Genomic DNA, 17,296 nt, shown 5'->3' on the forward strand with positions numbered 1-17,296 from the left:
ATGGCGCAAGTAGAAGTCGTGGATGTTGAGTCGCCAACTCAACTCGACCAGTTCATCAAATTCCCAAACAAGTTATACAAAGGGGTCCCCTACTATGTCACCCCTCTGCTGATCGAACGGAAGGCGTTTTTCGATCAGGAGAAAAATCCGTTCTACAAGACATCGAAGGTGAAGCTGTTTCTGGCGATGCGGGATGATGAGATCGTCGGACGGATCGCCACCTGCATCAATTACACCCATAATGATTTTCATCACGAGAAAGCCGGCTTTTTCGGCTTTTTCGATACGATCGATGATTACGAGGTCGCCAAGGCACTCCTGAAAGTCGCGATGATCACGCTGGCCAAAGAGGGCGCGGATCTGATGCGCGGCCCGATGAATTTCTCCACCAATCATGATATCGGGTTCCTGATCGACGGGTATGACCTTCCGCCGACTGTGATGATGCCGTACAATTTCCCGTACCAGCCGCGGCTGGCGGAGAAATTCGGTCTGAAAAAAGTCATGGATCTGAACGGATATGTGATCGTCAAAGAGGACGGTATTTCGGACCGGATCCAGCGCGTGGTCGACAAGCTCAAACAGCGCAGCAAAGTCACGATCCGCACGCTCAAGATGCGAGACTACGACAATGAAGTGAAGCGGCTCAACGAGGTATACAATCAGGCCTGGGCGCATAACTGGGGTTTCGTGCCGATGAGTGAGGAAGAATTCACTCATATGGCCGATGATCTCAAGCAGATCTGCGACCCGGAGATGATCCTGATAGCCGAATACGAGGGCAAACCGGTGGCGTTTTCGATCGCCCTGCCGGATATCAATCAGGCGCTGATCCATTTGCGCGGGCGGCTATTCCCGCTTGGCATGCTTAAGCTCTTATGGCATACCAAAATCCGTAACAAGGTCAATGGCGTCCGGCTGATCACGATGGGGGTGATTCCGCAGTTCCAGAAGCGGGGGATCGACATGATCTTCTTCGTCGAAACCCATAACCGGGGGATCGCGCGGGGCTATAGCTGGGCGGAGCTTTCCTGGATCCTGGAGACCAACGAACTGATGTGTCGGTCGGCCGAACAGATGGGGGGAAAATTGTATAAAAAGTATCGAATTATGGAAATGCCGCTCTAATTGTGGCCGGTATCGCACGGTTTGCCCATCCGCTGCGTCTTTGTTCGGGTAGCTATATGAAGATCCTCATTCGCACAGCCATCGTCTTCTCCCTCCTGTTATTGGTTCTTTCCTGTGCCAGCCGCTATAAGTACGAATTGTATCAGATAGCCGACGATATCCGCCGCAAAGTGAAAGTGGAAGCCACGCAGTTCGTCCCGAATGCCGTGCTGGGTGACCCGAACAGCCTCGAAAAATTCGTGCCCGGGACCGGCAATACGATCATCGTTACGACCGGCACGCGTGGATTAACTCATGAGGCCGATACCTACTCAGTCATGCGTTTTGACGAGTATCTTCGGTGCGACGTCTATTTCGAGGTTTCCAATCCGCTGAAGGTGGAGACGGTCCCGTTGGTGGACAATTCATACCTCTGGATCCGAGGGCGTTACGATCAAGCGGCAGGCTCGAAATTGTTTATGCCGGAATCCGGTGAGCTGTCGATCGACTCCCTGAGGGGAGATCATTTGTTCGGCACTCTGCGGGGGGTATTCCAGAATTCAGACAAAGTGCCGCTCTCGTTCGACGGTCACTTCAAGGCGAAGTTTAGAAAGTAGCGCTCGGCTACTGATTGGCTTTATCCAGCGACTCGCGGAACATCGCGAGCCCGTATTCATCCCACAGACAGAATTGTACGCGCTGAATGACAGTGGAGCGTTCGCGGAAGCCGCGCACTACTGCGGTCATCAGGTTGGCGCAGGCTTTCATCGGGAATCCACCTACGCCGGTTCCGAAGGCGGGAAAGGCGATGGATGTCAGGTTTAGTTTCTCGGCCAGATTGAGGCTGGAGACGGTTGCCTGGCGGATCAGTTTGTCGGTGGTGCGGAGGTCCTGCCCCATACAGGCGGCATGGATGATGTATTTGAAGCGAAGAGTCCCGGCTGAAGTAAAGATAGCCTCGCCCGGCATGACCGGTCCCTTGGCGACTGCTTGTTGTTCAATGGTTTCGCCGCCGGCCAGTTTGATCGCCCCGGCAACCCCTGACCCCATCCAGAAGTGGTTGTTGGCGGCGTTTACAATCGCCTCGGTATCGGTGGTGACGATATCGCGCTGGATAATCTCGATCTGGTAATTCATATCTTCCCCTAAAGTGCAACAGCGGCGGGCAAGAAGCAAGAGGGGGATAATCTGTTTGCGCCGAATGATGTGCAGATTTTCCTTGACAATATGGACTCCGTAGCCTATCATAGACAGTGAAGGCGTCCGCATAAAGAGGCTCTAAAAACTCTGGGCCCCGTCACCGTCGGTGGCAGAAAGACGGACGCAGTCAAACATTCATTAAAGTCATAAAGCACCCTTGGGTATGGCTCGAGGGTGCTGTTCTTTTGGTAGTATTGTAGAATTTCCAGAACAAGATCAGCGCTTTGGGGAGATCCATCGCGAGCCAAGCGTATGTGTTAACAATCCGATCAGTACACCTACTCCCCCGCCGACAAGCACATCACCCGGATAATGCACTCCAACGAAGACCCGACTGATGGCGATAACAAAAGCAATACCCAGCAGATACCAGAGCAAGTGTTTCGCGCGCATTCCCCAGACGATCGCCTGCCCGAAGGCATTGGCCGCATGTGCCGAAGGCATCGAGAACCCGGCGCCACAATTGACCAGCAAGTTGATATCCGGCAGGGTGTGACAGGGGCGTGGACGATCGAAGTAGTTCTTCAGGAAGTTTGCCGCCAGTTGATCGGTCAACAAGAGGGTAACCGCTGATACGAGCACTGTCCAGCGTAATCTGCGATCCCCTTTCCAGAGGACGAGAATGACGGTGATGGCGTAGGCTATCCGGAGGAGGGTGTCAGAGGTGATGACCGGCATGCAGAGATCCGTGACCGGATTTGCCGCCTGAACATTAAGGAAGAGGAAGATCGCGCGGTCGATCTGCGCCAGCCACTCAAGCATAGGTGTCCGGCTCCGATTTCAGGAAGCGATGAACGTCGCGGAGTCTGGGTGCTCCAGTGCGCGCTCCCGGTTTCGTGCACTTGAGGGCGGCGACCGCGGCGCCAAAGCGAAGTCTCTCCTGCATCCCCCAGCCCTGCAATAATCCATAAAGGTAGCCGGCATGGAAAGCGTCGCCTGCGCCGGTCGTATCGGCGACCGGCACCTTGTAGGCCTGCTGGCGGACGAACTGACCATCCTCGAGGCCGACCGAGCCTGCCAGTCCTACGGTCACAACGATCGTGCCCGGGCAGATCAGGGCGAGGTGGGCAATGGCTTCAATCGCCGTGCGAGAAGACGTGAACGGGAGCGCGAAAGCATCCGCTACCACCAGGTGATCGACAAGCGGGAAGATCGGCGAGACATCGTTACGCATCGACCCAATATCAAAAGAAACGATAGCACCGACTTTGTGCGCCCAATTAGCCAGCTTGATTGCGGCCGGAAGGTCGCGGCCATCCAGATGAACGAGACGTGGAATTGGATAGCTCGCCAGTTTCAAGTCAGCAGGTTTCACCACGATATCCCGGTGGAGTGCAATGGTCCGCCTTCCACTCTCCTGCTCGATGAAACCGGCAGCGGCGGCAGACTGCTGCTTCTTAACCACCATATAGCGGGCATCAACATCTTCTCTCTTCAGATCTTCGATATTCAGTTGGCCGAACAGATCATCACCCACCGCCGCGATGACGGCTGTTTTCAAACCAAGACGGCTGAGGCCAACCAGTGTATTCGGGACGGGTCCGCCCCCCTGAACGATCACACTGGTAGCATCGATCTTCCCACCAGCCTCCGGATAGTACGGCACGGTAAAAAGCAGGTCGAGGGGGATTATCCCCAGACCCAGACAGTCGATCGTTTTACTGCTGCGGTTCCTTGATGATCGCTTTTCCATTGCTCAACTCGATCAAATCATTACGAAGTTGTTCGGCGCGAGATTGACGGATTGACAGACGCAGTCGTACCTGATCGCTGAAGTCCGACGAGACTATCGATGCCCCCAGTTTGGATACCAATCGCTGCACGCGGTCATAGAGCGTGAAATCTATCAGCAGGTCAAGTTCCGACTGAATGAAATGTTCCTGGCTCCCTGACGCTTCGAGCACGAGCCGGGCGGCATCGCTATAGGCATGGGTCAGCCCGCCGGTGCCGAGTTGGGTCCCTCCGTAGTAGCGGGTGACCACGATCAGCAGGTTGCTCAGGTGCGAACCGGCCAGACGGTCGTAAATCGGTTTGCCGGCAGTACCGGATGGTTCGCCATCATCGGAGTATTTAAACTGCATCTGTCTGAAAAGGCCAACTTGATATGCGTAGCAATGATGCGTAGCGTCATACTCGCGTTTCCGGATCGCGTTGAGGCGTTCGAGCGCCTGCTCGACCGTTCCAACCAGACAGGTCTCACCAATGAACCGCGAGTTCTTTATCTTGATCTCTGCGGTCGATTCCCTGGCGATAGTCAGGTAGGAATCATCCATCTGGACTACACAAGTACCTTGATGATGTCCGAGCTTTTATCCAGCCCTTCCATTGGGATCACGCCACACCGTAGGGCATGCTCAAGGCTTTCTTTGTCGGCAAGCGGGCCATAGTCAGGATCAACCATCAGAAAACTCAGTTTTCCGATCTGAGAGCAGAAGTCGATGATATCGTGAATCCGTCGGGAGGATTGATATACTTCAGTGATCACCACGGCCTGTCCGAGGCCGACTAGTATCCGATTGGTGGTTTCGAGGGCATCATCCCTCAGATGGAATTCAGGTGGGAATTCAGTGATCACTCCGCCCCCTCTGGTAACATCAATCGCCAGCGGGACCCCCTCAGTTTGAAGAATGTGATCAAAGCCGGTGTCAATGACGGCGAAGGACTGGCCATTAACAGATCGGGCCCCGAGATGGGCGGCCGCATCGCTACCCAAAGTGAGTGAAGAAACTACCTGCACCCCGGCCTCGGCAAACAGTTTGGCGAGGCGGGTAGTCAAGGCGATCCCCAGCTCCGTGGCGGCCTCGGTCCCGACCAACGTGACCGACTTTTTCGCAGGATCCGGCATGTTTCCACGCAGATAGAGCATCGGGGGTGGATCATTGAGTTCAGTCAAAAGAGTGCCGTAGTCAGGATCAAAATGAGTGAGCAGGCGGATATCCCGTCGCCCCAGCTCATCAAGGATAGAGGTAGCCTCGTAGAGGTGGTTGTGGGCTTTACTCAGCTTTGCGGCGGCGGTCTTGGTGATGCCGGAGACGGACAGCAGTTCGGTGGCAGAGGCGCCGAGAATGGCCGCCAGGCTGCCGAAGCGGTGGAAGAGTGGCCCCAGCATGCGTGGGGTCATGCCGCCAAAGCGGACCAGAGTCAGCATCTGAACCGAAGCAGTGTTATGCGAAACAGTCGTCATGGAGCAATCTTACGTCACTGCTCCAGCATTGTCAAATGGCTATATCCTTGAATCAGAACGGACAATCTAGTATATTTCACCCACTATGAAACAAACACTTCTCCTCCTGCTCACACTGCTGGCGCTGGTTGCCGGCTGTTCCGGCCCGAAAACGATCGAAGAGTTGACCAAAGCTGGTGATGAGGCCTTCACCGCGGAAAACTACCTGGAGGCTCGTGCTTTTTATCAGCAAGGTCTGATGATAAAGCCATCGGACCGCCACCTGCTCTATTTCACCGGCCTGACGTTTCGTCGCGAACAGCAGTTTGACTCGGCCCTGACATATCTGAAGCGTGCCGATCTGCTCCACCCGGGGGATCGCGAGATCAACCTGGAGATCCATGACATGGCGGTGCAGACCGAAGACCACCGGAATGCCATCAATGCGATCAAGACGCTTATTGCGACCGGTGATTCGGAACAGCAATACTGGCGTGAACTTGCGGAGCTGTACGCCAAAGATAGTTCACTCCTGATGACTTTCCATTACCAGAAGCTGATCGTTGACCAGCATCCGGATTCTCCGGAAGAGTATATGCGATTCGTCAGTATTGCGCTGGCGGTCGATTCAGGGCAGGTCGCCATTGATTATCTTGATTCAGCGGCCGCCCGGTTTGGCGAACGAAACGAGATCGTGGCCAATCGCGCTTTCCTCCTGGCCTATCAGCGGAAGTATGACGAAGCGGAAGTTCTGTTCCGGAAGGCGATGGCCGCCGATTCGAGTATCATCGGCTTCCGTCTAGGGTTGGCCAACGTGCTGTCAGTATCTTCGGACAAAGAGAAACTGGCGGAATCGCTGGAGCATTTCCGATTCATCCGCGCGCGACTAGGCGAGAATCAGTACAATATCGATTCGCTCATTACCGATCTCGAAGAGCGGCTGAAGTAGTTCTCATTAGTCGGTCTATACGGTCACCCATAAAAATAGAACGCCGGCTACAGTAGTACGCCGGCGCTCCGGTCTGCTTCAGGTCGCGGTCCGAAGCAGAACCATTTTTCTTGTCTGATTTAGACTATTTTCGACCACCGCCGCGTCGGTTTTCAACCTCGGCGCGGATCTCCTGCTGATTCATGCCGTCATCATCTCCGTCCATCGACGCACAACGGACTTTCCAGCGACCCTGGAAATAACCCGGGCGCTTAGACGTGCTTCCAAAGTAGTGTCCGGCGAGGACGCCGATCTCGGCCTGATTGGCATCGAGGATCATACCACGGAACCAACCTCCGGCGCGACGGATCGCGGTCGAGTCAGCGTGCGGGTTGGCATGCTGTCCCCAGACGCCATGGAGGAATCCTTCAAACTGTCCGCTGGCATCGATCCACTTGCCGTAGAATTCGCGGGCACCGGTGGAATCTTCGCCAAACGTACCGCGCAAGTGACCCTCGATCACGCCATGACGGGAGATCCACATGCCGCGGAATTCGCCCTGGCCGGTGGAGTCATATCCCCAGAAGCCGGCGAGGAAACCACGCGGGCAGGCGAAACGCTCAACCTTAAAGCCGTTGAAGGCGATAGCGGTTGAGTCCGAGAACGTGATGATCGTATCAAGGGTGGCGAGTTCATTGAGCGAGAAAGTGCGGCTATAATTGCCGGCCGTAAATTCGACAGTCACCGGTCCGACCGGGATCGTATCGACAATGATGATCTCGGTGGTGTCACCGGTCAATGTGTCGACGATGATCTGAATGGTCGTGTCGTAGTCCGGAACAGCCGGTGGAATGAGCAGGTCAAAAGCGAGTCCATCGTTATGCACGGTGGTAGTGGAAGCCCACTCAATTAAACGTCGATCAGTGCGAGGGAGTACGGAATCGGTAGCCGGTTCAAACCGGATGACGCGACGAACCAGTTCGGCGCCGCGTGAAATAGTCAGCGAGCCGGCCCAGTCGGTCGGCGTGACCGACATGCTGTCATAGCGGAGACGACCCCACACAGCCCGCAGGTGGTAAATGCCTGCTTCAGGATCGCTCAACAGCGACTGAACGGACGACGTGGTCGCTACTGGATCATTGTATTCAACTTCTTCTGCAGTTGCCGCGACAAGTGCTGGATCATTGAAGGCCGGAGCCTCATTGGTGGCGGTATATCCGCCGACATCACCAACGGTGTTGTTGGTGGGAGTGGTCGGCGAGTCGGAGCATCCTGCGAAGATCAACAGGAAGGCTGCGGCCGCCAGGGATAGAGACGTGCGAAACATGGTTACATCCTCCTTACCGCGAGCATTCTGCCTGTGGGAACTGAACATCATGCCGAAGAGATATACAACCGGCGTGCCACGACTGCGAAGGATCGTTAACTAATTATAAAGCAATAGATTAGGGGTGGCAGACGAGAGCCAAAGAAAAGGCGACTGTACCTGGAGGTACAGCCGCCGGAGTGTTCGATCGACCGATTGGTACAGGCGTACCGGTAAGGACTACTTCTCCGATCCCTTCTTGTTGTAAGGGATCTGCTCAGTCTGATAAAACTGCTCAATCATGGCGATCGAGGAATCAACCCACATATAGATGGAGTCCTTTTCAGCGCTCGACAACCAGGCAGACCAGTGCATCAGACGATAGCTCAACAGCGGCATCTTCCCTTCCTCGACCTCTTCCCGCAATTCACTCAATAGCTCTATCTGTTCTCCCTTTGCTTTGAACGGGAAACCATCGGTCATGTCAACATGCTCGAGTCCTTCCTCGACATGTCCATTGATCAATTGCTTGATCCCGGGGATCTTGGCGTACCAGGGGAAATCGGTTTTGGTGCTGTGGCAATCAAAGCAGGCGTTTTCGAAGATCGGTCTGACCAGCTTGAATTGCTCGTCGATATTGGCGTAGAGAGAATCCTGTTTCTGGGCGACAGTCGTGCTGGCGATCTCGATCGGGGTTTCGACGGCGTTTTCCCATTCTTCCCCTTCCGCCACGGGTTCCGTCTCTTCCTTTGCCCACAATCCGGCAACCACAGCCAGGACCAGCCCGACCGCGATCAAGAGGGCGCGAGGAAAACGATTTTCACGTGAAGTTACCATAGGATATCTCCAGAGATGGTTATCAGCCGACGATCCGGGAGATAAACCCGTTCGCCTGATTCAGCCGGTTGACGGCTTCCTCGCGACTGCATGCACATCGTTTCATGACAATTGCTATTTTGACCGAGCCGCCCGAAAGCTGTAAGGCATGGTCGGCTTCCTCGAGCGACATTTGCAGCAGGTCCATCAGGATCCGTCGCGAACGCGCCGCCAGTTTCTCCGAACGACTCTGCAGGTCGACCATTAGGTTGCCGTAGGTTTTTCCTAACAGGACCATCGCAGTGGTCGAGATCATATTGAGAGTCATTTTCTGGGCAGTGCCGGACTTCATACGGGTCGAACCGGTAATGACCTCGGGGCCCACCGGTAATGCGATCAGGATATCAGTTTGGAGTTCAAGCGATCCCGGTTCGTTGCAGATGATGAACGCCGTGCGACAACCGAGCGACTTGGCAAATTCCAGTGCCGAAAGCGTGTAGGGGGTTCGCCGCGAGGCGGCTATCCCTATCACCATGTCTTTTGAACAGAGCTGCTGGTGCGTCAGATCAGTTCGTGCCGCCTCACGATCATCTTCCACTCCCTCTTTGGAGAGGACAAGCGTTTCGAATCCGCCGGAGATGATACCGCGGATCTGATCCGGGTCGGTGCCAAAGGTGGGAGGGCACTCGGCGGCATCGAGAACGCCGAGACGGCCGGAAGTACCGGCGCCGACATAAAAGACGCGGCCGCCGGATCGAAGCGTTTCCGCGTACAGCTCGGCAGTCCGGGCAATCTCGGGAAGGGCCCGTCGGACGACTCCCGCCACGGTGGCATCCTCGTCATTGATCTTGGCGACTATCTCCAAAGCAGACAGACGGTCTATTTCTCGCGTGTGGGGATTGATCTGCTCCGTCCCCAATTGACGGAGCTGTTGGATGAGATCGTCGTATGCGGCCATACGGAAAGGTATACTTCCGGTTGACGGAGGGCAATAAAAAGAGCGGAACGGTTCTGCCCGCAGTTACGGCTGAATTACCACATGTACAGAGTCGCGATGTGCGATCACTACGGAGGCGATCCGCCCGCTAAACGGGTCAGCATCGACATTGTCCGACACCGTGTCAGGCATCGGTACCGGCAACATCAGGTTGGAGTAGCTGCTGTCGAGAGAACCGATATAGGCATAGACGTAGATGTAATACCAGCCGGTATCCGGGTCATTGCCGACGCTGAGCGAAAAGGCATCAGGCGGCAGAGTCCCGGCCGTGCTGAGCGAGGTCACATATTCACTGTAACCTGTACCGGTATGATGGAACGGACGGCGGACTGCCGAAAGCACGTATCCCTCAGCATTGTCAGAACCCGACCAAGTGACCGAGACTGACTGCAGACCAGTCACGATCCGGTTCGGCGGCTCGACAGTCAGGATGCTGAAGGTATCTGGAACAGTGACGAGGAAATTGTCGGATGCCAGGGTTGAGTCTGCAACAGTGAGGTTGAGATTGCTCCCTGCCAGACTGGTTGCATGGTCACGCAGTAGATAGAAAAGTGAATCATCGGCAAACGTCGGTTTGCCCAGATCAAGGGTATCATTCCCTAAACGTACGAAAGCAGAACGAAGCGCCGCCGAATCGCGGTATACCGATACCGCAACCTGCGAATAGTCGTCATCATAGTCGGCAAGAGCCACACCCAAGATCTGGTAGGTGCCATCTCCGCCAACGTTTGGCCGGCTCGGGCCGGAGTCACAAGCGAGCATCGCCGACACTAACAGCATCAGCACCATGAGGATTCGTTCTGTTTTCATCATACCTCAATTATCGGCTACTCTGGAGTGAGATTTACCCAAGTTCGCAGATAGCGATAATCAGTTGTACTGCAATCCGTTAGCTTAGCGCTTGGCGGTCGCAGGTTTTTTGGAATAAAAGAGCTTTCCCAGGATCTGCTCGGCCAGGCACCATTTGGTCAGGGCTGACTGAAACAGGTTAAGACCGACAAAGGTGGTCAACAATAGCCACCAGGGGGAAACGAAATAGTACATGGCGAGTGAAAACAGGACCAATGTCCCGGCCATCAACCGAATTGCATGTTCAAGCGACATAAGTGAACCTCCGTATATACGAGCATTAATGTGACTAACCTGTGCCAACAACTCCACGAACCCCTCCTGGTAGAATAATGCGGAAAGGGGGGTGAAGGTTCAAACAAAAATTGAATGGTCTTGCGGTATCGTAGACTCCAGACCAGAATTATAAAAACTTACTCGGGTTGTAGTTCTGTACGGTGTGTCCGTCCTCGAACCCGCCACTCTCCCCTGCCCATTCAACAAATTCTTGCCAACATCGCCCCGGCACACTACTTTTAGGAACCAGATAACAACCACCCAATTTGGCGGGGAGGAAAGATGTCCCTCGACTATCAAAAATCACCATCCGATCAGCCACCTTCGGTTCTCCATGAAGTTGACAAATTACGGTTAAATGCGTACCTGCAGGAACGTCGGGACAATCAAAACCTGATGTTCGGTCTTCTCGGTGGCGCGATGGCTGCCTTTTTTGGGGCTATTGCGTGGGCAATCGTTACCTACCTCACCAACTTCCAGATCGGATTCATGGCGATCGGGATAGGGTTTGCCGTCGGATGGACCGTGCGCAAGTTCGGTGAAGGCGTTGACAAGTTGTTCGGGGTCATTGGTGCGCTACTCGCAGTCCTTGGATGCATCGCCGGAAATTTGCTCAGTTCATGTATCTTCATCGCACGTTACCAGGACATGACGGTCGGCAGTGTGCTGGCCAGCCTTACTTTCGACTCTGCAATCGAAATCATGGTCAGGACATTTAATCTGATTGACTTGTTGTTTTATGCTCTAGCGATCCAATTCGGCTACAAATATTCGATTGTCCAGGTCTCGGAAGAGAAAATGAAGGAATTCACTAAGGTCAGTTCCACCTGACGAAGGTGTGAATAGGGAATCAAAGAAAACGGCGGAGCCGATTGACTCCGCCGTTTCTTATGTCCGTGGGGCAGACGGGGACGTCTGCCGCCCAATTGGAATGGATTGCTTCGTCGCTGCGCTCCTCGCAATGACGTGCGTTAGTTCGCGCGCTTGAACTTTTCCATGAACTCGGAGAGCTTCGTTGCGCCGTCCAAGGTCATCGCGTTGTAGAGCGAGACCCGGATCCCGCCGACATCGCGGTGCCCCTTCAGCCCAATAAACCCGGCCGCTTTCGCCTCCGAAACGAACTTCTTTTCCAGTTCTTCCGACGGCAGACGGAATGTCAGGTTCATCCAGCTCCGGCTGTCCGGCTTGACTGTCCCGCGATAGAAATCCGGATACAGATCGACCATCTGGTAGATCCGTTCCTTCTTGGCGAAATTGGTCTTCTCTACCGCCGCGAGCCCGCCATTCTTTTTGATCCACTCAAGCACCAGCTTGATGATGTAAACCGCAAAGACCGGCGGCGTATTGTAGAGTGATTCCTTCTCGACATGGATGCGGTATTTCAGCATAGTCGGCAGTTTTTCTTCCTGCGCGGTCGCCAGGAAATCATCCCGGATGATCACCGCGCACGCTCCGGCCGGGCCGATATTCTTCTGCGCGCCGGCATAGATCAGCGAGTATTTGCCGAAATCCAGTTTACGGGAGAGGAAATCCGATGACATATCTGCCACTAGCGGCACTTTCCCTGCTTCCGGGAACCAGTGCATCTGCGTGCCATAGATCGTGTTGTTAGTCGTGATATGCAGATAGGCGGCATCGTTCGGGAACTTGAATTCATCGAGCTTCGGGATATGGCCATACTTGGCTTCTTTGCTCGACGCTGCCACCACCACATTGCCGACCTTCTGCGCTTCTTTGACTGCTTTGCCAGCCCAGGAGCCGGTGTCTGCATAGGCGGCGGTTTTGCCGGAGTGAAGGAAATTCATCGGCAGCATGGAGAACTGGGTCGAGGCACCGCCGCCGACAAAGATCACTTTGTAGTTATCGCCCAGCCCCATGATCTCTTTCATGAGTGCCATGGCGGAGTTGTTGATATCGTCGTACTCGGGCGAGCGATGCGAAATCTCCAGCACCGACATTCCGGTGCCGCGATAATCGAGCAGTTCAGCCTGAACCGTCTGGAGTACCTCGAGCGGAAGAACCGCCGGGCCGGCATTAAAATTATAGACCCGTTTCACACCGGCAGGAGCTGTCGAGGTCGACATGCCTGATTGAGCCTGTGCCATCTATCGCTTCTCCTTTACATATTCAGCCACGATCTTTTCTGCCATTTCACCGATCCGCAACATATTCTCTTTAGTCGAAGCCCCGAGGTGCGGGACCATGATCATGTTCGGAGCGCTCATCAGCGGCGAGTCGACCGGCGGATCAGAATACCAAACATCGGTCGCAAAGCCGGCCAGTTTGCCCGACTTGAGCGCTTCAACTACATCGGCATCTACCACAGTCTCCGCACGACCGGTATTGATAAGATATGCACCTGTCTTGAAATGAGTGAGCAACGACTTGTTGATGATCCCTCGCGTCTCCGGGAGGCACGGGATATGCATTGAGACATAATCAGCCTGTGAGACCGCTTCCTCGATATCCTGGATGATCGTCGCAAAGTCCGAGAAATAGACATCGGGGTGCCAGGCGAGGATATTCATGCGAAATGCTCTGGCGCGGATCGCCAGCGCGGTACCTATTCGCCCCATGCCGAGAATAGCGAGCGTTTTGCCGTGAAGTTCGGTTCGCTCGAGTTCGGATTTGAGCCACTTCCCTTCGCGCATCGAAGCATCGGCCTTGGTCACGTTGTTCGGCAGAGCGATCATCAGGGCGAAAGCAAGTTCGGCCACGGCGACAGTCGAGGCCTCGGCGGTATTCTTGACGATGATCCCCTTTGTTGCCGCATGTTTCGCGTCGATGTTATCCATCCCGACGCCACCGCGGATGATCAGTTTTAGCTTTTTGGCGGAATCGAGATATTCGGCGTTCGCTTTGGTTTTGGAGCGAACGAGGATGATGTCGGCATCGGCGACGCGTGTTTTGTCATCGGTCACTTCGCCGTATTTGGCGAGGACAGTCGGAAGCGTTTTGTCGAACTTATCGGAAATCAGGATTAACATTCTCTATACCTCATACATCAGTCGGTTAACAGGTTAACGACCATGCCATCTCTCAATTTTGGTTCGAACCAGGTCGATTTCGGGGGCATCACCTGACCGGCATCGGCAACGCGAAGGAGTTGAGCGATGCTGGTCGGATACAGCGCAAAAGCCAGCTTGAATTGGCCGGAATTAACCAGCCGCTCCAATTCCTGCGTTCCGCGAATTCCGCCGACAAAGTCGATCCGCTTGTCAGTGCGAAGATTGACAATATCCAAGTACGGTGTCAGGAAAAGATTGGAGAGTATCGCCGCATCGATCGACTCGATCGGATGATTCGGATCGAACTTCCCCGCCCGGACCTTCAACAGGTACCAGTGGCCGTCAGCATACATTCCGTATTGATGCGGCTCTTGCGGGTCGATTCGACCATTGGCTTTGCTTATCTCGAAGTGCTCGGACGCCTGGCTGAGCAGTGCATCGAGCGAGTGATTGTTTAGGTCTTTGACCACACGGTTGTATGGCAGAATATGCAGTTCGTGATCGGAGAAGAGGACATTCAGGAAGAAGTTGTAACTCTCCTGGCCGGTATGCTTCGGGTTTGCTTCGCGGGATCGACGCGCTATCTCCGAGGCCGCCTCACTTCGATGGTGACCATCGGCGATATACAGGAAGTCTATTCCGGCGAAGGTGTCGACGATCTGCTTGATCGTGGCGTCGTTATCCACCACCCAAAGTTCATGTCGGATACCATCGGCTGAGGTGAAATCGATCAGTGGTTTGGAGGCGACCACGCCGCTAAAGATCTTTTCGATCTGCGCATTGCGCCGGAAAGTGGAAAAGACCGGTCCGACCTGTGCCTCAACCTGCATGATATGGTTGGCGCGGTCGTTGACCTTCTCCGGCCGGGTATGTTCATGCTTTTTGATCTTGCCGGCATCGTATTCATCAACCGAGGTAAGCGCCACCAGGCCGAGTTGTTTGCGGCCATCCATCGTCAGGCGATATAAATAAAAGCAGGGTTTGCGGTCGCGGATCATGATGCCATCGCGCTCGAGACGGTGCAGATTCTCTTTCGCGCGCAGGTAAACTTCGGAGCCATACGGGTTGGTCGTGTCGGAGAACTCCAACTCCGCTTTGTTCACCCGGAGAAACGAGTTCGGGTTACCCTCTGCCATGGCCCGGGCTTCCTGAGTATTGAGCACATCATAGGGAGGACAAGCGACCTGCGCGGCGAATTCTGGTTTGGGGCGAAGGCCCTTGAGCGGACGGACGATGGACACGCAACCTCCTGGGTAGCACAATTGTGAACAATTTCACAGTTGGATTATAATAATAAAGAGTGAGTTGAAATAAAACAGAAATTGGAAGCCGCTTTGTCATCAATACAAAGCGGCTTCAGGAGATAGTCACCGATCATCCCATCTCCTGCATCATCATGCTATTACATCAGTTACCGAGACGGGCGAATCCCCAGCGCCCGATAGACGAAACTCCACTCTTCGACCACCTCTTCGATCACTTTGCTCACCGGCTTCCCTTGTCCATGACCGGCTTTTCCTTCAATTCGAAGCAGGATCGGGCGGTCGGAACTATTGGCGGCTTGCAGGTAGGCCGCCATCTTGCGCGCATGCATCGGATCCACCCGGCTATCCGACTCACCAGCCTTAAAAAGCACGGCAGGATAGGCAGTCCCCTTCTTCACGTTGTGGTACGGTGAATATTTTATCAGGTACTGGAACTGCGCAGAATCTTCCGATGATCCGTATTCCGGCACCCAGAGCCGGGCGATGCGAAAGTTCTGATATCGTATCATGTCCAGAAGCGGGACATCGCAGACCGCAGCGGCGCAAATATCCGGCCGTTGCGTGACAACAGCGCCGATCAACAACCCCCCGTTGGATCCGCCATACAACGAGAGCTTCGATGGAGAGGTATACCCTTCCTTGCAGAGGTATTCGGCCGCGGCGATGAAATCGTCAAAACTGTTCTGCTTGTTCTCGAGCATCCCTCCCTTGTGCCAGGCTTCGCCGTATTCGCCGTTCCCGCGGAGATTGGCCAGCGCATACACGCCTCCATGGTACATCCAGAGGATCTTGCGGCGGTTGAAGATCGGTGTATCCATCGCGTTAAACCCGCCGTAGCCATCGAGCACGCACGGATTGTTGCCATCCATCGCCATCCCTTTGGTGGTGACAATGAACATGGAAACCGGCGTTCCATCCTTGGAGTTGTACCAGACCTGCTTCAGCTCAAGATTGGAAAGATCGAAAGGGACAGTCATCTGGGTAAAGACGGAGGATTCTCGTGATGAGAACTCGTACCGATAGATGGTGGGCGGTTGACCGATCGACGAGAAGTAGTAAAACAGTTCTGAACCATCCAACTCCCCACCGACTGAGGAGACCGTTCCAATGGTCGGTAATTCGATTTTGCCGGCCTCTCCCCCTTCCAGAGTGAAAAGCTCCAGCACTGAGCTAGCGTTGACGGTCCCGTTGATCACGATATGGCCGCCGATCACAGCGATACTCTGAAACGTAACAGGGCGTTCCGGAATGATCTCGTGCCAGTTGCTCATTTGCGGCGAAGAATAACTGCCGGAGAGGACCCGCTTGCGTGGCGCGCCGTCATTAGTGGTGATGAGAAACCGGTCATCCAGCAACGTCAGATAATACTGCGCAGCCTTCCCATCGGTCAGCTTGACGAATGGCGATTCGGGCTGGCGAAGGTCCTTGATATACAGTTCCGACCTGGACCATCCGTAGAAGACCGATATGCCAAGCCAGTGGCCATCGGGAGAAATATCGCAGCTCGACCAACTGGTTTTATCGGTGGTATCCTCGAAAACCAATGGGTCATTTTCCCAGGAAGAGCCGATCCGATGGAAGTAGATACGTCGATAGTAGAATTCATCCCCAGCAGGCACAGCCCCCGGGACAGGATTGCGGGTGTAGTAGAACCCTGTGTTGTCCGGGAGCCAGGCAACTGCCGCTCCCCGCGTGTAGGGTATGGTATCGAGCAACATTCCTTTGCTGCTGACATCTTTGAGGAATAAGGTCGTATTCTCAGAGCCGGATGCTGAGACGCCATAGGCGATCAACGAGCCATCCCAGGAGAGATAGTACCAGTCCATGGCTGAAGTACCATCCTCGGAGAAACTGTTGGGATCGACCAGCACTTCTTCCCGCCCGAGCAAACCATCCCTGACGAACAACACCAGATGATTCTGGTCGCCATCGCGGCGCTCTGTGAAATACCGATTCTTTATTGCCTGAGGCTGGCCGATAGAGCCTGTGGAGAGGAATCGGGTCAGTTCATCTTTGATCAGCTCTTTATCTTCGAATGCGTCTACGTACAGGCGGAAATGGTCATACTGCGCCGCAGTCCATTTCTGGACCTGCGGGTCATCGCTCTTCTCCAGCCATCGATAGGGATCGGGGACTGCGGTGCCGAAGATGGTGTCGACGACATGGACCGTGCGGGTCGGAGGGGCGGCAGCATCGACCGGAGACATCAGGCAGAGTGTGAGGGCCAGAATCCGGGGAAGTCCGGAGAGAGATCGAAGCGAAGCGACGTCAAGCATGGTTGAACCTCGAGTTGTCTTATCAGTTGAGGAGAATATACCGGTTTGGCGGAGCGAGGACAGCGGTAAAAAAGAAACAGGCCGGGATGACCCGGCCTGTGACTA

18 protein-coding genes are annotated in these 17,296 nt (G+C 54.6%); 4 read left to right on the forward strand and 14 right to left on the reverse strand.

Annotated features, from left to right (window positions below):
• Together IPH75_12060 and IPH75_12065 are read left to right on the forward strand one after the other, a co-directional pair.
• The gene (locus IPH75_12060; protein ID MBK7142802.1) at positions 1 to 1,128 is read left to right on the forward strand and encodes an N-acetyltransferase; all 1,128 of its coding nucleotides are present in this window, start codon (positions 1 to 3) and stop codon (positions 1,126 to 1,128) included.
• Positions 1,129 to 1,184: 56 nt separating this feature from the next.
• Positions 1,185 to 1,724 (forward strand): hypothetical protein, encoded by a 540-nt coding sequence (locus IPH75_12065; protein MBK7142803.1) that lies wholly within the window; start codon positions 1,185 to 1,187, stop codon positions 1,722 to 1,724.
• Positions 1,725 to 1,731: 7 nt separating this feature from the next.
• On the opposite strand, the gene IPH75_12070 is transcribed toward IPH75_12065, so the two are convergent.
• From IPH75_12070 to IPH75_12090, 5 genes are all read right to left on the reverse strand, one after another.
• On the reverse strand, positions 1,732 to 2,244 hold the full coding sequence (locus IPH75_12070) for a macro domain-containing protein (protein MBK7142804.1): 513 nt from the start codon (positions 2,242 to 2,244) through the stop codon (positions 1,732 to 1,734).
• Between the two features lie 279 nt (positions 2,245 to 2,523).
• Positions 2,524 to 3,069, reverse strand: a complete 546-nt coding sequence (locus tag IPH75_12075; GenBank protein MBK7142805.1) for a phosphatase PAP2 family protein — start codon at positions 3,067 to 3,069, stop codon at positions 2,524 to 2,526.
• On the reverse strand, positions 3,062 to 4,000 hold the full coding sequence (locus tag IPH75_12080; protein ID MBK7142806.1) for a hypothetical protein: 939 nt from the start codon (positions 3,998 to 4,000) through the stop codon (positions 3,062 to 3,064). Before IPH75_12080 ends, IPH75_12075 begins: the two co-directional genes overlap by 8 nt.
• Positions 3,966 to 4,580 carry a YigZ family protein gene (locus IPH75_12085; protein ID MBK7142807.1) on the reverse strand — a complete coding sequence of 205 codons (615 nt, stop codon included), beginning with the start codon at positions 4,578 to 4,580 and terminating at the stop codon, positions 3,966 to 3,968. The genes IPH75_12080 and IPH75_12085 overlap by 35 nt, the downstream gene beginning before the upstream one ends.
• Positions 4,581 to 4,585: 5 nt before the next feature.
• The gene (locus tag IPH75_12090; GenBank protein MBK7142808.1) at positions 4,586 to 5,491 is read right to left on the reverse strand and encodes a DNA-processing protein DprA; all 906 of its coding nucleotides are present in this window, start codon (positions 5,489 to 5,491) and stop codon (positions 4,586 to 4,588) included.
• Positions 5,492 to 5,576: 85 nt separating this feature from the next.
• On the opposite strand from IPH75_12090, the gene IPH75_12095 reads away from it, so the two are divergent.
• Positions 5,577 to 6,419: a hypothetical protein gene (locus IPH75_12095; protein MBK7142809.1), complete on the forward strand. Its 843-nt coding sequence runs from the start codon at positions 5,577 to 5,579 to the stop codon at positions 6,417 to 6,419.
• 124 nt (positions 6,420 to 6,543) lie between these two features.
• On the opposite strand, the gene IPH75_12100 is transcribed toward IPH75_12095, so the two are convergent.
• From IPH75_12100 to IPH75_12120, 5 genes are all read right to left on the reverse strand, one after another.
• Positions 6,544 to 7,725 carry a hypothetical protein gene (locus IPH75_12100; protein MBK7142810.1) on the reverse strand — a complete coding sequence of 394 codons (1,182 nt, stop codon included), beginning with the start codon at positions 7,723 to 7,725 and terminating at the stop codon, positions 6,544 to 6,546.
• Positions 7,726 to 7,944: 219 nt separating this feature from the next.
• Positions 7,945 to 8,541 carry a heme-binding domain-containing protein gene (locus IPH75_12105; protein ID MBK7142811.1) on the reverse strand — a complete coding sequence of 199 codons (597 nt, stop codon included), beginning with the start codon at positions 8,539 to 8,541 and terminating at the stop codon, positions 7,945 to 7,947.
• A 22-nt stretch (positions 8,542 to 8,563) separates the two neighbouring features.
• Entirely contained in the window at positions 8,564 to 9,478 is a 915-nt protein-coding gene (gene murQ, locus IPH75_12110) for an N-acetylmuramic acid 6-phosphate etherase (GenBank protein MBK7142812.1), read from the reverse strand.
• Positions 9,479 to 9,541: 63 nt separating this feature from the next.
• Positions 9,542 to 10,330: a hypothetical protein gene (locus IPH75_12115; protein ID MBK7142813.1), complete on the reverse strand. Its 789-nt coding sequence runs from the start codon at positions 10,328 to 10,330 to the stop codon at positions 9,542 to 9,544.
• 81 nt (positions 10,331 to 10,411) lie between these two features.
• Positions 10,412 to 10,621: a DUF2892 domain-containing protein gene (locus IPH75_12120; protein MBK7142814.1), complete on the reverse strand. Its 210-nt coding sequence runs from the start codon at positions 10,619 to 10,621 to the stop codon at positions 10,412 to 10,414.
• Between the two features lie 303 nt (positions 10,622 to 10,924).
• Between IPH75_12120 and IPH75_12125 the strand changes: the two genes are divergently transcribed.
• On the forward strand, positions 10,925 to 11,473 hold the full coding sequence (locus IPH75_12125) for a hypothetical protein (protein MBK7142815.1): 549 nt from the start codon (positions 10,925 to 10,927) through the stop codon (positions 11,471 to 11,473).
• A 140-nt stretch (positions 11,474 to 11,613) separates the two neighbouring features.
• Here IPH75_12125 and serC read toward each other — a convergent pair whose 3' ends face one another.
• The 4 genes from serC to IPH75_12145 form a co-directional block, all read right to left on the reverse strand.
• Positions 11,614 to 12,726: a 3-phosphoserine/phosphohydroxythreonine transaminase gene (gene serC, locus IPH75_12130; protein MBK7142816.1), complete on the reverse strand. Its 1,113-nt coding sequence runs from the start codon at positions 12,724 to 12,726 to the stop codon at positions 11,614 to 11,616.
• Positions 12,727 to 12,747: 21 nt separating this feature from the next.
• Positions 12,748 to 13,629 carry a hydroxyacid dehydrogenase gene (locus IPH75_12135; protein ID MBK7142817.1) on the reverse strand — a complete coding sequence of 294 codons (882 nt, stop codon included), beginning with the start codon at positions 13,627 to 13,629 and terminating at the stop codon, positions 12,748 to 12,750.
• A 17-nt stretch (positions 13,630 to 13,646) separates the two neighbouring features.
• Complete coding sequence (locus IPH75_12140; GenBank protein MBK7142818.1) at positions 13,647 to 14,891, reverse strand: DUF1015 domain-containing protein; 1,245 nt, start codon at positions 14,889 to 14,891, stop codon at positions 13,647 to 13,649.
• A 170-nt stretch (positions 14,892 to 15,061) separates the two neighbouring features.
• A complete protein-coding gene (locus IPH75_12145) occupies positions 15,062 to 17,191 on the reverse strand; it encodes a S9 family peptidase (protein MBK7142819.1) in 2,130 nt (709 codons plus the stop codon).
• Positions 17,192 to 17,296 lie beyond the last annotated feature (105 nt).

Source organism: bacterium, from assembly GCA_016708025.1.
Classification (GTDB): domain Bacteria; phylum Zixibacteria; class MSB-5A5; order GN15; family FEB-12; genus FEB-12.